The 14014-nt window shown below is 71.0% G+C and carries 12 protein-coding genes; 4 read left to right on the top strand and 8 right to left on the bottom strand.

The features are described from left to right. Nucleotide 1: 1 nt before the first annotated feature. From ABIS05_RS02465 to ABIS05_RS02480, 4 genes are read left to right on the top strand one after another with little or no spacing between them, the layout of a single operon-like run. Nucleotides 2-1534: a DUF4331 domain-containing protein gene (locus ABIS05_RS02465; protein ID WP_348013979.1), complete on the top strand. Its 1533-nt coding sequence runs from the start codon at nucleotides 2-4 to the stop codon at nucleotides 1532-1534. 11 nt (nucleotides 1535-1545) lie between these two features. Continuing rightward, on the top strand, nucleotides 1546-1800 hold the full coding sequence (locus ABIS05_RS02470; RefSeq protein WP_348013980.1) for a hypothetical protein: 255 nt from the start codon (nucleotides 1546-1548) through the stop codon (nucleotides 1798-1800). Further along, nucleotides 1801-2964: a hypothetical protein gene (locus tag ABIS05_RS02475; RefSeq protein ID WP_348013981.1), complete on the top strand. Its 1164-nt coding sequence runs from the start codon at nucleotides 1801-1803 to the stop codon at nucleotides 2962-2964. It begins immediately after the preceding gene. Next, nucleotides 2906-4081 (top strand): HupE/UreJ family protein, encoded by a 1176-nt coding sequence (locus tag ABIS05_RS02480; protein WP_348063208.1) that lies wholly within the window; start codon nucleotides 2906-2908, stop codon nucleotides 4079-4081. Before ABIS05_RS02475 ends, ABIS05_RS02480 begins: the two co-directional genes overlap by 59 nt. 16 nt (nucleotides 4082-4097) lie before the next feature. On the opposite strand, the gene ABIS05_RS02485 is transcribed toward ABIS05_RS02480, so the two are convergent. From ABIS05_RS02485 to gspK, 8 genes are all read right to left on the bottom strand, one after another. After that, on the bottom strand, nucleotides 4098-5018 hold the full coding sequence (locus ABIS05_RS02485; RefSeq protein WP_348013983.1) for a 5'-nucleotidase: 921 nt from the start codon (nucleotides 5016-5018) through the stop codon (nucleotides 4098-4100). An 8-nt stretch (nucleotides 5019-5026) separates the two neighbouring features. Beyond that, the gene (gene gspF, locus ABIS05_RS02490; protein ID WP_348013984.1) at nucleotides 5027-6238 is read right to left on the bottom strand and encodes a type II secretion system inner membrane protein GspF; all 1212 of its coding nucleotides are present in this window, start codon (nucleotides 6236-6238) and stop codon (nucleotides 5027-5029) included. Nucleotides 6239-6378: 140 nt separating this feature from the next. Then, nucleotides 6379-7794 carry a type II secretion system ATPase GspE gene (gene gspE / locus ABIS05_RS02495; RefSeq protein ID WP_348014040.1) on the bottom strand — a complete coding sequence of 472 codons (1416 nt, stop codon included), beginning with the start codon at nucleotides 7792-7794 and terminating at the stop codon, nucleotides 6379-6381. 15 nt (nucleotides 7795-7809) lie between these two features. Further along, nucleotides 7810-10065, bottom strand: a complete 2256-nt coding sequence (gene gspD / locus ABIS05_RS02500) for a type II secretion system secretin GspD (protein ID WP_348013985.1) — start codon at nucleotides 10063-10065, stop codon at nucleotides 7810-7812. 2 nt (nucleotides 10066-10067) lie between these two features. Then, nucleotides 10068-10955, bottom strand: coding sequence for a type II secretion system protein N (gspN, locus tag ABIS05_RS02505; RefSeq protein WP_348013986.1), 888 nt, complete (start codon nucleotides 10953-10955; stop codon nucleotides 10068-10070). Then, nucleotides 10955-11494: a type II secretion system protein GspM gene (gene gspM / locus ABIS05_RS02510; protein ID WP_348013987.1), complete on the bottom strand. Its 540-nt coding sequence runs from the start codon at nucleotides 11492-11494 to the stop codon at nucleotides 10955-10957. The genes gspN and gspM overlap by 1 nt, the downstream gene beginning before the upstream one ends. Further along, nucleotides 11494-12753: a type II secretion system protein GspL gene (gene gspL / locus ABIS05_RS02515; RefSeq protein ID WP_348013988.1), complete on the bottom strand. Its 1260-nt coding sequence runs from the start codon at nucleotides 12751-12753 to the stop codon at nucleotides 11494-11496. Before gspL ends, gspM begins: the two co-directional genes overlap by 1 nt. Nucleotides 12754-12976: 223 nt before the next feature. Beyond that, on the bottom strand, nucleotides 12977-13963 hold the full coding sequence (gene gspK / locus ABIS05_RS02520) for a type II secretion system minor pseudopilin GspK (RefSeq protein WP_348013989.1): 987 nt from the start codon (nucleotides 13961-13963) through the stop codon (nucleotides 12977-12979). Nucleotides 13964-14014 lie beyond the last annotated feature (51 nt).

The following is a 14014-nucleotide window of genomic DNA, read 5'->3' on the forward strand; positions in this document are numbered from 1 at the left end:
CATGAACGCCCGACTCACCCACAGCGCACTGGCCACGGCACTGCTTTGCCTGGCCGCTGGCGCCCAGGCCTCCAGCCACCGCGAAGCGCCCTTCATCACAACGGTCCCCAAGGTCGACGCTTCGGACTTCTACATGTTCCGCAGCTACGAGCCCAACCGCGACGGCATGGTCACGCTGATCGCCAACTACCTGCCGCTGCAGGACGGCTACGGCGGCCCCAACTACTTCTCGCTGGACCCGAACGCGCTCTACGAGATCCACGTCGACAACACCGGCGACGCCAAGGAAGACATCAGCTTCCAGTTCCGCTTCAAGAACAAGCTGGCCAACAACGGCGCGGGCGTCAGCCTGAACGTGGGCGGCAAGATGGTCGGCATCCCGCTGATCCAGGCCGGTGCGGTGGCCAACGTGAAGGACGGCAACCTGCAGCTCAATGAGAGCTACACGCTGACCGTCGTGCGCGGCGACCGCCGCAGCGGCACCGCCCAGGCCGTGGCCCACGCGACGAGCGGCGCCACCACCTTCGACAAGCCGGTCGACAACATCGGCAAGAAGACGATCGCCGACTACCCGGCCTACGCGGCCAAGCATGTCTACCCGATCACGATCCCGGGCTGCGCCACGCCGGCCAAGGTCTTCGTCGGCCAGCGCCAGGACCCGTTTGCCGTCAACCTCGGCACGATTTTCGACCTGGTGAACGCGCCGGTCTCGGTCATCACCGACCCCGCGCTGATCAATGCCGCGCCCAACACCATCGGCGACAAGAACGTCACCACGCTGGCGCTGGAGATCCACAAGGATTGCCTGAAGGGTGCCGGCAGCGACGTCATCGGCGGCTGGACGACGGCCAGCCTGCGCCAAGGCCGCTTGCTCGACCCCAAGCCCGCTTCGGGCCACCAGACGGCCGAGAAGGCCGGTGGCGCCTGGGTGCAGGTCTCGCGGCTGGGCATGCCACTTGTCAACGAGGTCGTCATCGGCCTGAAGGACAAGGACAAGTTCAACTCGTCCAAGCCCAAGGACGACACCCAGTTTGCCGACTACGTGACCAACCCGACGCTGCCCGCGTTGCTCGAAATTGCGCTGGCCCTGCCCAACACGGCGCCGACGAACTTCCCGCGCAACGACCTGGTCACGACCTTCCTGACCGGCATCAAGGGCGTCAACCAACTGGCCACCGTGACGCCGTCTGAAATGCTGCGCCTCAACACAGCCATCGCGCCGGTCGCCTTCGCGCAGCAGAACCGTCTGGGCATCGTCGGCAACATCCTGGCCGGCGGCAGCGACAGTGCCGGCTACCCCAACGGCCGCCGCCCCAAGGACGACGTCGTCGACATCTCGCTGGTGGCGGTGATGGGCGGCCTGTGCATGGCCAACGGCGACACCGATGCGCTCGGCTTCGGCGCCGCGTGCAAGCCGTCCGCCGTGCCGCTGGGCGCCACCGCCTTCAAGCTGCATGACGCGGTCGACCAGGCCGTCGTGCCGCTGCTCGGCACCTTCCCCTACCTCAACACGCCCATCCCGGGCACCAAGTGAAGGAAGCCGCCATGCGCACCCTGTTCAACGTGGCGGCGGCCGGTGCCGCCAGCCTGGCCCTCGTCGCCTGCGGCGGCGGTTCGGACTACACGGCCCCGCCGCCGCCCGAGCCGCTGACGGCCGTGCCGGACGGCGCCATCGTCTCGTCGTCTGCCTTCGTGAGCTTCTTGAACGGCCAGAGCTTCAGCGACGAGACCAGCGAGCCGCTGACGCTGCCGGCCGGCGACCTGGCGACCAGCGAGACCGACGAACCGCTGCCCGTCTGAATGAAGGCGCTGCTCGTCCTGCTCCTGCTGGCGCCGCTCGCGGTTTCGGCGGAGCCCTTCACACCGAAGAGCGACGGTGACACCGTGCAGCGCCTGCCCTACCGCGTGGACGCCGCCGAGCGCACGCGTCGGGCGGCGCTCGCGCGTGACCCGGCCCAGCTGCCGCTGGCGCTGGCCACCGCGCGCGCCGCGCTGGACCGAGCCCGCGTGCTGGGCGACCCGCGCGAGCTCGGCGCCGCTCAGGCCGCGCTCGCACCCTGGTGGACGCGCGCCGACGCGCCTGCTGAGGCCGTGCTGCTGCGCGCCCGCGTGCTGCAGGCCCGGCATGATTTCGACGGCGGGCTGGCCCAGTTGCGCGGCCTGCTGGCGCGCGACGACCTCGCCCCCAAAGTCCGCGCCCAGGCGCTGCTCGACGCAGCCAGCGTGCACCAGCTGCGCGCCGAGCTGCCGCAGGCGCGCGCGCTGTGCGAGCAGCTGAAGCCGCTCGCGCCCCTGCCCGCAGCCGCCTGCCTGGCGGAGCTGGACAGCCTGTCCGGCAAGGCCCCAGCCGCCGCGCAGGCGCTGGCCCGGCTGAGCCCGGGCCGCCACGTGCTGCCCTGGCTCGCGGTGATGCGCGCCGAGCTGGCTGAGCGCATGGGTGATGCCTCGGCGCTCGCGCTGTACCGCCAAGCGCTGCTGGGCGCCGACGAGGTCTACACCCGCGCGGCGCTGGCCGACTGGCTGCTGGCCCAGGGCCGCGACGCCGAGGCGCTGGCGCTGACCGAGGGCTCCAACGCCGACGCGGTGCTCTTGCGTCATGTCATCGCGCTGCACCGCCTGGGCCGCCCGGACAGCGAGGCCGCCGCGCCCACCGCCCGCCTGCGCGACAGCCTCGCCGCCGCCGACAAGCGCGAGCCCGGCAAGCATGCCCGCGAGCAGGCCCGCTTCGCGCTGGACGTGGCCGAGCAGCCGCGCGAGGCGCTGCGCCTGGCCCAGGTCAACTGGGCCATGCAGCGTGAACCGGCCGACGCCGTGCTGCTGCTGCGCGCCGCCCAGGCCACCGGCCGCGACGGCGAGCCCGCACGCCGCGAGCTGGCGCGCTTCGTGCGCGAACGGGGCTGGCAAGATGCCCGCCTTGCTGCCCTTGCTGCCCTTGCTGCCCTTCTACCCGCCACCGGAGCCTGACCTCGTGACCTTTCGCGGACTCGTCCTGCTGCTGCTGTTCTGCGCCAGCACCAGCGCCTGGGCCCACCAGTCCAGCGAGGCCTACCTGCGCTATCGGGTGGACGGAGCGGAGGTCGAGCAGCGCCTGGACATCTCGCTGCGCGACCTGGACCGCGACCTGGGCCTGGATGCCGACGGCGACGGTGTGCTCAGCTGGGGCGAGGTGCGCACGCACTGGGGCGACATCGAACGGCTCGCTGCCGACGGCACGCGCTTCACCGCCGCCGGCGCCACCTGCCAGCCGACGGGCGCTGGCACGCCGCAGCTCGACGAACACAGCGACGGCATGCACGCCGTGCTCGTCACGCGCTGGCTTTGCCCGGCGACCGTGCAGGCGCTGGCCATCGACTACCGCCTCTTCGCCGCCACCGACGCCGGCCACCGCGGCCTGGCCCGGCTGGTGGGTACAGCCGGCGACCCGCTGGTGCTGGTGCCCGGCGCCGGCCCGCAGACGCTGAGCGCCAGCGGTGCGGGCCTGGGCAGCTTCGTCATCGAGGGCATGGCCCACATCGCCAGCGGCCTCGATCACCTGCTCTTCCTTGCCACGCTCATCCTCGTGGCGGTGTGGCGTCGTGACGGCGCCGGCTGGGCGCCGCGCGCCAGTGCACGCAGCGCGGTGGCCGAGACGCTCAAGCTCGTCACCGCCTTCACCGTCGCGCACTCCATCACGCTGGGCCTGGCGGCCAGCGGCGTCATCAACCCGCCGTCCCGCTGGATCGAATCGCTGATCGCGCTGACCGTGCTGCTGGCGGCGCTGGACAACATCCGGCCCTTCGTGCCGGGGCCGCGCTGGGTCATGGTCGGGCTCTTCGGCCTCGTGCACGGCGTGGGGTTTGCGGGGCCGCTGAAGGACCTGGGCCTGCGCGGCGCTGAGCTGCTGAAGCCGCTGCTCGGCTTCAACGTGGGCGTAGAACTGGGCCAGCTCGCCGCGGTGGCCGTGCTGCTGCCGCTGGCGCTGCTGCTGCGTGAGCGCAGGGCCTACCGGCGCTGGATCGTGCCGGGCGCATCCAGCGCCATCGCCGCGCTGGCCACGCTGTGGCTGGCCGAGCGCAGCCTGGCGCTGCAGCTACTGCCCTGACTGGTCCCGCCCAGCTCTACCGCCCGTGGGCGATAGCGCTGGCGACGCCTGCGGTCACCTGGCCCGCCGGCACGTGCACGGCGGCACTTTCGACATGACCCACCTGGTCATCGAAGAAGAAGTCCGGCTCGAACTCGCGCAGGAACTCGCCTTTGGCAAGGCCGCCGAGGAACATTGCCTCGTCGACCTCGATGTCCCAGTCCATCAGCGTGCGGATGGCCCTTTCATGCGCCGGCGCACTGCGCGCCGTGACGAGGGCGGTGCGCACGCGCATGCCGCCGCCGGGTGCCTGCTGCAGCCGTTGCAGCGCCTGCAGCACCGGTTTGAACGGCCCGGCCGGCAGCGGCAGGTGGGCGCGCTGCAGCTCGTGCTCGCGGAACGCCGCCAGACCGTCGCGCTGGTAGACCTGCTCGGCCTCGTCGGAGAACAGCACCGCGTCGCCGTCGAAGGCGATGCGCAGCTCGTTCGGGTGAGCCGCCGAAGCACGCGCCGCCAGCGGCATCACGCGAGCGGCGGCCACGCCGGCCGCGAGCGCCTGGCGCACATCGTCGTCGTTGGCCGACAGGAAGAGATTCGCCGACAGTGGTTTGAGATAACGCCACGGTGACGCGCCACGCGTGAACACGCCGCGCTCCACCGGCAGGCCGTAATGCTTGGCCGAGCGGAACACGCGCAGGCCCGAGATCGGGTCATTGCGCGACAGCACGACCACCTCGACCTGCGGCCCTGAATCGAGCCGGCCGTCGTTGAAGGCCAGCAGCTTGCGCACCAGCGAGAAGGCCACGCCGGGCGGCGCGGGCTCGTCCAGGCGCTGCTGCTGCAGGGCCATGTAGGCGCGGTCGTCGCTGGCCTCGAAGACCTCGTTCTCGGCCTCGAAATCGAAGAGCGCGCGCGACGAGATCGCGACGACGAGTTGACCGGTGAGCGTGGCTGGCATCGGGCGACCTATTTCACCCAAGTATTCAGCTGGATGATGGGCAGCAGCACCGCCAGCACGATCATCAGCACGATGGCGCCCATCGCGACGATGAGCAGCGGCTCCAGCAGCGTGGCCGCAGCCATGGAGCGGCGCTGCACCTCGACGCTGAGCTGGCGTGCGGCGCGGCCCAGCATCTCGGGCAACTGGCCGGTCTGCTCGCCCAGGCGGGCGAACATGGCCAGGATGCCGGGGAAGCGCTTCCTGCCCGCCAGCGCCGAGCCCAGCGGCGCGCCTTCGCGCACCTGCACCAGCGCGTCCAGCGCGTCGGCCCGCATGGCGCGGTTGGACAGTGTCTCGGCCGCCGCCTGCAACGCCTTCAGGATGGGCACGCCGGCGCCGGCCAGCATGGCCAGCGTGCCGGCGAAGCGCGCCGCGTTGTAGCCGCGTGCCAGCCGGCCGATCAGCGGCAGGCCCAGGACGGCGGCGTCGAAGCGCAGCCGGAAGGCTGTCGCCTTGAGCGCCTGGCGCAGCAGCAGCGCGGCGACGACAAGGGCGGCGAGCATCGCCCAGCCCCAGTGGCGCACGAAGTCGCTGAAGGCCAGCATCGCGATGGTCAGCGCGGGCAAGGTGCGCTTGGAGCTGGTGAACACGGTTGCGATCTGCGGCACGACGTAGGTGACGAGGAAGATGACGATGAGCACCGAGATGAGCGACACGATGGCCGGGTAGGCCATGGCGCCGATGAGCTTGGACTTGAGGTCCTGGCTGCTCTCGAGGTCGTCGGCCAGTTTCTCCAGCACCTGGCCGAGCGCGCCGCTCTGCTCGCCAGCGGCGACGACGCCGCGGTAGACGTCGTTGAACTCGCGCGGCGACATGGCCAGCGCGCGGGCGAAGGTCGAGCCGGCGTTGACCTCGGCCTTGAGTTGGCTGATGAGCTCGCGCTGCTTGACGTCCTCGCTCTCATCGGCGAGCGCGGTCAGGGCGCGCTCGATGGGCAGGCTGGAGCCGACGAGGCCGGCGAGCTGGCGCGTCCAGACGGCCAGCGCCGTCGAGCTGAAGACGCGCCGCGCGAAGCGGCTGCCCTCTTGCGCGCCGTGCTGCTGCACCATCTCGATGGACAGCGGCGTCAGGCCTTGCGTGCGCACCATCGCGCGGGCGGCGCGCGGGTTGTCGGCCTCGATCAGGCCACTGGTCTGGCGGCCGGAGGCGGCGAGGGCTTCGTATTTGTAGGCGGGCATGTCAACGGCATTCTGCGGGACGAGCGCCGGGCCGCTCCCAAGCCGGCCCGCGCTGGCGATGTGCTCGCGGTTCGAAGCCGCGAGCATCGCCGCCCCCTCGGGGGGCCGGCCAAGGTATGCCTTGGGCGGGGGGCTTCATATCATTCGCGGGTCACGCGCAGCACTTCTTCCAGTGACGTGACACCGGACTCGATCAGCCGCTCGCCGTCCTCGCGCATCGAGCGCAGCCCGATGGCCTCGGCGGCGGCCTGCAGCTGGCTTTCGGGCGCGCGGTTGTGAATGAGGCTGCGCACGGCGTCGTCGGCCACCATCAGCTCGTAGACGCCCGTGCGGCCCTTGTAGCCGGTCTGGCCGCAGGCGTCGCAGCCCACGGGGTGCCAGCGGCCATGGTCGTCCTGCGTCTTGCAGACGGGGCACAGGCGCCGCACCAGGCGCTGGGCCAGTACGCCGAGCAGCGAGCTGCTGAGAAGGAAGGGCTCCACGCCCATGTCGGTCAGCCGCGTGACGGCACTGGGGGCGTCGTTGGTGTGCAGCGTGGCGAGCACCAGGTGGCCCGTCAGCGAAGCCTGGATGGCGATCTGTGCGGTCTCAAAGTCGCGGATCTCGCCGATCATGATGACGTCTGGGTCCTGGCGCAGGATGGCGCGCAGGGCCTTCGCAAAGGTCAGGTCGATCTTGGCGTTGACCTGCGTCTGGCCAATGCCGGGCAGCTCGTACTCGATCGGGTCCTCGACGGTCAGCACATTGGTGGTGGCCGTGTCCACGGTCTGTAGCGAGGCATACAGCGAGGTCGTCTTGCCCGAGCCCGTCGGGCCGGTGACGAGGACGATGCCGTGCGGCTGCTGCACCAGCTTCTTGAAGGACGACAGCACCTGGCCGTCCATGCCCAGGCCTTCGAGCGTGAACTTGGATTCGCTCTTGTCCAGCAGGCGCAGCACGGCGCGCTCACCATGGGCGCTGGGCAGCGTGGACACGCGCACGTCGATGGCTCGGCCGCCGATGCGCAGCGAGATGCGGCCGTCCTGCGGCAGGCGCTTCTCGGCGATGTCCAGCTCGGCCATGATCTTCAGCCGCGAGATCAGCGCGGCGTGCAGCGCCCGGTTGGGCTGCACCACCTCGCGCAGCGTGCCGTCGACGCGAAAGCGCACGGAGCTGGAGCGCTCGTAGGGCTCGATGTGGATGTCGCTCGCGCCGTCCTTGGCCGCCTGGGTCAGCAGCGCGTTGAGCATGCGGATGATGGGCGCGTCGTTGGCGGCTTCGAGCAAGTCCTCCACCGCCGGCAGGTCCTGCATCATGCGCGACAGGTCCACCGCGCTCTCGACCTCGCCGACGACGACGGCCGCGCTCGATTCGCTGCCGGCGTAGGCCGTGCTGATGCGCTCGGTCAGCGAGTTCGCGGCCTCGGACTCCAGCCGGTCCACCGCGTACAGGCGTTGCACCTCGGACAGCGTCGCCCAGCCGACCTCGGGCGGCGCCCACAGCGTCAGCGTGTTGCCGTCGTCTTCCAGCAGCACGGTATTGGCCCGTGCGAAGGCATAGGGCAGGGGGTGGCGGATGGCGGCCATGGTCCGTTATTGCGGCGGTTGCTGGGGCTCTTGCTGCGGCACTTGCTGCGGCTGCTGCGGCGGAGTGGGCGGTTGCAGGGAAGGCTGCGGCAGCGCCTTGCTCGGCGACGAGAACGTGGGCTCGGGCATCACCGGCGCGCCGGTGTCGGGCAGCAGTAGCCGCTGCGGCGGCTGGCTGGCCTCTTGCACTGCACGGATGCTGCGGTAGCGGTCCAGCGTCAGCTCGTTGCCGCTTTGCGCGCTGCGCATGACCACCGGGCGCAGGAAGACCATCAGGTTGGTCTTCACGCGGCGGCGGTTCTCGCTCTTGAAGAGGTTGCCCAGCAGCGGGATCTTGGACAGGCCTGGCACGCCGTCGCCGCCGTCGGTGTACTCGTCCTTGAGCAACCCCCCCAGCACGATCAGGTCGCCGTCATCGACGATGACATTGGTCTCGATGGCGCTCTTATCCAGCGTCGGGCCGTTGGTGCCCGTGCTGCCGGGCACGACGGAGGAGTTCTCCTGATAGACCACCATGCGCACCGTGCCGCCTTCACCGATCTGGCTCTTGATCTTCAGCGTCAGGCCGACGTCCTTGCGGTCCACGGTCTGGAAGGGGTTGACGTTGCCGCCGGTCCCGGCCGTGGCGGCGTAGGAGCCGGTCACGAAGGGCACGTTCTGGCCGATGACGATGCGCGCCTCCTCGTTGTCCAGCGACACGATGTTGGGCGTGGACAGCACGTTGGCGCCGCTCTGGCTCTCGAAGAAGTTGGCCACCGCGCCCAGCGTGTAGAAGCTGCCGAACTTCTTGATCACGCCGATGTTCAGCCCCTGGGGCGCCGCGCCGCCGGCCAGCCCCTTGGTCACGCCGTCCCTGCCGCCTGCGACGGCGCCGGTTGCGTTGATGATGTTGGCCAGGCCCGAGCCGAAGTTGGTGCCAGCGCCGGTGATGCTGGAGTCGCCCTTGCTGCCGAACAGGTTCTGCCACTGGATGCCGAACTGGGCCGACTTGCTGTTGTCGATCTTGACAATCAGCGACTCGACGTAGACCTGCGCGCGGCGGCCGTCCAACTGCTCGATGACGGCGCGCACCTGGCGGTACAGCGGCTCGGGTGCCGTGATGATCAGCGAGTTGGTGGCCGTGTCGGCCTGCACGAAGCCGCCCGTGGAGGGCCCGGCGGACTGGCTCAACGGTGCCGTCGCTGCGGTGGAGGTCATGCCACCGCTGTTGTTGCCACCGTTGTTGTTGCCCGTTAGCGACTGCGCGCCGCCGGTCAGTGTGCCGTTGCCGCTGAGGCTGGAGGTGCCCGACGAGCTGCCGCCGCTGCCGCCGCCGGAGGACGCGGCGCCGAAGGCCGCGCGCAGCACGGCCGCCAGTTTGGTCGCGTCGGCGTTCTTCAGGTAGACGACGCGGATGCTGTTGCCGCCGTCGATGCTGGGCTGGTCGAGCTTGTCGACCATGGAGCGCACGGCGGCCAGGCGCGTGGGGTTGCTGGCGCGCAGGATCAGGCCGTTGGAGCGCGGGTCCACCAGCACGTTGACGGCGCTGCTGCTTTGGCCCGGCACGGCCTGCGCGGTGGTGGCACCGCCGTCGGCCAGGCGCTGCACCAGCGGCGCCAGGTCGGCCGCGACGGCGTGCTTGAGCGGGACGATTTCGATGTCGCTGGTGCCTGGCGTATCCATCGCCGCGATGATCTTGGCGATGCGCTGCAGGTTGTCCGCGTAATCGGTGATGACCAGGCTGTTGTTGCCCGGGTTGGCGTTGATGGTGTTGTTGGGGCTGATCAGCGGGCGCAACACGGCGACGAGGTTATTCGCGTTCTCGTGCTGGATGCGGAAGATCTGCGTCAGGATCTGGTCGCCCCGGGCGCTGCTGGTCTCGATGGCGACCGAGCCCGCCTGCAGCTTGGCGTCGGCCTCGGGCAGCACCTTCAGCAGGCCGGCCGTCTCGACGACGGTGAAGCCCAAGCCGCGCAGGGCGGCGAGGTAGTTGCGGTAGGCCTCGGCCACCGACACCGGCTGCTCGCTGTAGACCGTGACCGTGCCCTTGACGCGCGGGTCGATGATGATTTGCCGGTCCAGCATGACGCCGATGGCGCGCGTCACGGCCTCGATGTCGGCATTGACGAAGTTCAGCGTGACCGGCGAGCTGGCCCTGATCGCCGGGCCTTTGCCCGAGTTCGGGCGGGCGCGCTGCACGGTGGCGTTGTCGGGCTGCGCGAACGCGCTGCCTGCGGCCAGCAGCAGCGCGGCAATCGCGGTAGCGGTGCGTTGGGGATTCATGATCATCCGATCGTCAAGACGGAGCGCGCCCCCTGGCGGCGTCCGATGATGTTCAGCAGGTTGTTGAGCGCTTCCTCGCGGCCCGGCGCGGCGCCGGCTTCGCCAACAAAGCGGCTCTTGCCGCCCGGCACCACCGTGCCCGCACCGGTGAGCTGCAAGGCCCCTTCCAGCGTGGACAGGCGCAGCGTGCTAACGCCGGGGTTGCCCGGGTCGGCGGCGAGGTTGAAGCGGTAGCTGCCCAGCGGCGCGACGGTGGAGATGCGCGAGGACAGGTTGAGCAGGTCGAACTGCAGTTCGCCGAACTGGCGCCAACGGCCCTGCACCGACTCCAGCCGGAACTCGCGTGCCGACAGCCGCAGCGAGCCGCCGAGCTGCAGCGTGTTCCACGGCGTGCCCAGGCCCGCCAGCACACTGGCCGGCAGGCGCGCCAGCCAGTCGGCGCGGCTGTCGATGCTGATCTCCATGCGGCCCAGGCCGGGCTTGATGCCCAGCAGCAGTTCGCCGTTGATGCAGCAGTCCTGCCGCGCAGCGAGCTGCAGGCCCGTCGTCTTGAGGCTCATCCTCCAGTGCAGCCGGCCGGGCAGCGAGGACGCGTCCCGACTGCCGACACCGCCCGTCAGCACGAGCACGCCCGAGCCGTTCCAGATGCTGCCGCGCGTGTCGACGAGCAGCAGGTGCTCGCCCGTGGCCGAGGCCAGCGAGCGTGCTAGCCAGCTCGCCGGTGCGAACAGGATGAGCGCGCCGACGAGGCCGATCAAGGCGCCAGCGATGCTCCAGCGCCGTGCCGTGGCGTGGCGCACCGAGCGGCCGGTCAGCAGCGTGCTGGCGCTGAAGACGGACTCCTGCACTGTCATCGGCGGTGGCGCGGATTTCTTCTTGAACCAGGCCATCAGGCGCCCCCTCCCAGGCTGAGGACGAGGCTGCCGGAATAGCCTGTGGGGCCGCGTGTCAGTTGCGCTTCGACCGGGCGCGCACGTGCCGCCGAGCGCACCTCGCCCAGCCAGGCCTGCAAGGCCTGCGGCGCGATGCCGTTCAGCGTGATGACGGCGCGATCGCCCGTCAGGTTCAGTCGGGCGACCGGGCCCAGATGCTCGACCGAGGCGGTCAGTGCCGCCTGGGCCTGGGCCGGCGGCACGCTGGGTGCCTTGCGCAGCGCACCGGCTTCCTGGGCCTGCGCCTGCATCTGCTGCAACTGCAGCTCCAGCTTTTCGAGCTCGGCGGGTGCGGCCTTCAAGGTGCGCAGAGCCGGCGCCAGCAGCAGGGCCCACGCCATCAGCAGGCCCAGCAGCACGGCGACAACGCTCAGCACAAGGCGTTCGCGCTCACCGAGCGTCTGCCATTGCGTGAGAGCCTGGGCGCGGGCGTGGCGCAGCTGGGCGGCAAAGCCGCCATCGGCGGCGGCGGTGGAGGAGGGGAAACGGGTAGCCATCAGCGTCGTCCTTGGGCGCTGGCGCGGCTGAGGGTCAGCTTGCCTTCGCTGGCGTCGAGTTGCCAGCCGTCGCTTTGCAACTGGCTGCGGAAGTTGTCGATCTGGGGCGGCGCCCAGCCTTGGGCCGACACGGTCAGGCGCCCCGGCTCGAAGGCCAGGGCCTCGGCGGGCGGGCGGTCGGCCGGCCAGGCGGTGGCGGCGGCGCCGAGCAGGGCCTCCAGGTCTTGCTCGCCGACGCTGCCGGCGCTGATGCGCAGCAGGTCGAGCTGCTTTTGCATCTGCACCGGCGCGTCGAGGATGGCGCGCACCTGCGGGAAGGCGCCGGTCAGCGTTGTGGTGATGGCCTCGCGGTGCGCGGCCAGCTCGCGGTTCTGGTGCCAGGCCCAGAGGTTGAGGCCCAGCAATTGCACGACGATCAGGGCGCCCAGCCCCCAGCGCACCGGCTGCCAGGGCTTGCGCATCAGGCCGCGGCTGAACAGGCGCAGCGCCCGGACGCCCCGGGCCCGCGGTGCCAGGTCGAACTGACGCAGGTCCCAGGCGCCCTCGACGACGGCCAGGGCGCGCTGCGCAGGCGTCAGCACCGTCACCGTGGTGCCCAGCCAGCGTTCGGCGCTGGTGGCGATGCCGGGTGTGGCCGTCCACTGCGCGGCATGCACGATGCCGGGCGGGAAGAGCTGCCGCGGCAGGCCGCCCTGCAGCGGCAGCGTCGCGACGCCGTCGGCGTGGCTCCAGCGTAGTGCGATGCCTTCTTCGCCGCTGCCGTTTTGCGTCTCGAAGAAATGGCCGCGCGCCAGTTCGTCCGGCCAGGACAGCGGCGCGACGCGGTCGACGAAGACATGGGCCGCGTCGAGCCGGGCGAGGTGATCGGCCAGCCAGGGCTTGGACGTGATGGCCACCCAGGCCGTGTCACCACCAGCGGCGTCGGGCTCGACGGCGAAGTGCACGGTCTCGGGGTCGTCGAGCAAGGCCTCTTCCAGCTTGCCGGCCAGGGCCGCGCGCATCTGGCGGCCGGCGCGCGGCAGTTCCACGCAGCGCCAGCTGATGTCGGACTCGGGCACGACGGCGACGACGCTCTCTGCCGCCGGCAGCGCCGTGGCGGCGGAGCGGCCTTCGCGGTCGACGTGGCGGCCGTCGGACGTGAGCGCCCAGTCGTACTCAGGCAGCGCGCCGGCTCGCGCCGGCTCGGTCGCCGCAGGCGCGGCTCGGCCCAGGGCGCGCAGGCGCGCTCGGGCGGGCAGGAACAGCAGCAGGGTGCTCATAGGGGCAGGCAGGCGCGGCGCATTCTAGGAGGGGCTTTTGATGTGGCGACTCGAACGGGGCGGGTAGTGTCCCGTGAATCTGCGGGCCGAGCGCCGGGCCGCTCCCCAGCCGGCCCGCGCTGGCGATGTGCTTGCCGGTCGATCCGGCAAGCATCGCCGTCTCCTTGGGGGACCGACCGGACTCGCTCGCGTTCAGCGATGCGAGGGTGGGCGAGGGGCAGCTTCATCGGTCGAGCAGTTGGTTGATGCGCTCGCGGGCCAGTACGACCATGGTCAGGCCCTGGCGCTCGATCAGCGATCGCTGCTCCAGTTGCCGCTCGTCCAGCCGCAGGCGGCCGGTGACGATGAAGAAGGACGAGTCCACCGACGCGCGACCTGGCGTGATCTGGACGGTAGCGGGCAGCAAGGGCGCGGCGTCGGCGATGTTCTGCAGCGGCTGGGCCTTGCGGCCCTGCACCACGCGCTCGGCCGAGGCGAGATCGACGCCATCAAACAAGGCCGCGATGACCTCGCGCGGCGCCGTGTTCAGGTTGACCGGCGTGGGCTTGGGCAACAGCACGACATAGGGTTGCAGGCGCGCCAGCGTGGCGGCGTCCAACCCCAGCCAGGCGAGCTGGTCCAGGCCGGCGGGTTGGATGGGGCCGCTGTCGCTGGTGGCTGGCGCGCTGGCCGGGCCGCTGGCGCCGCTGGCCGGCGCCGGGAAGGCGGCACGCAGTCCGTTGATGATGACGGCGGCCGTGCCCGGCGGCGCGTTGACCTGGCTGCACAGCCGCTCCAGCACGCGCTGCTCCAGCGGGTCCACCTGGGGGCTGTTGATCAGCGCGCGCAGGTTGTAGCGGCTCTGGGCGTCGTCGATGGTGCCGGACAGGAAGGCCTCGGGGCCTTCGTCGTCGGTGGCGGCCGTGCGTTCAGCGGCCAGGAAGGTGGACAGTCGCGCCTCGGCCAGCGGCACGGCCCAGGGCTCGCCGAGGTGGTCCTTGAGCGGTGGCTTGCTCTGGTCGGCGCGGAGGTCTTCCTTCAGAATCAGTCGCGCCCAGTCCAGCGCCCCCTGCAGGATCCAGGCGCTCTGCGCGCGGGCGCGGTCGGCGGCCTCGATCTGCACGGCGCGGTATTGCTGCCAGACCATGCCGGCGGCGAGGCTGGCGATCAGCGTGACGATGATCATGGCCGTGAGCAGGGCCGCTCCGCGTTGATGCCGGCGGGCCGTCACGGGTACCTCCTTCGGCCTGCGGCCTTGCCTGTCCGACGGATCGGCCAGGCG

Origin of the sequence: Roseateles sp. (assembly GCF_039929605.1) — a bacterium.
GTDB lineage: Bacteria > Pseudomonadota > Gammaproteobacteria > Burkholderiales > Burkholderiaceae_C > Pelomonas.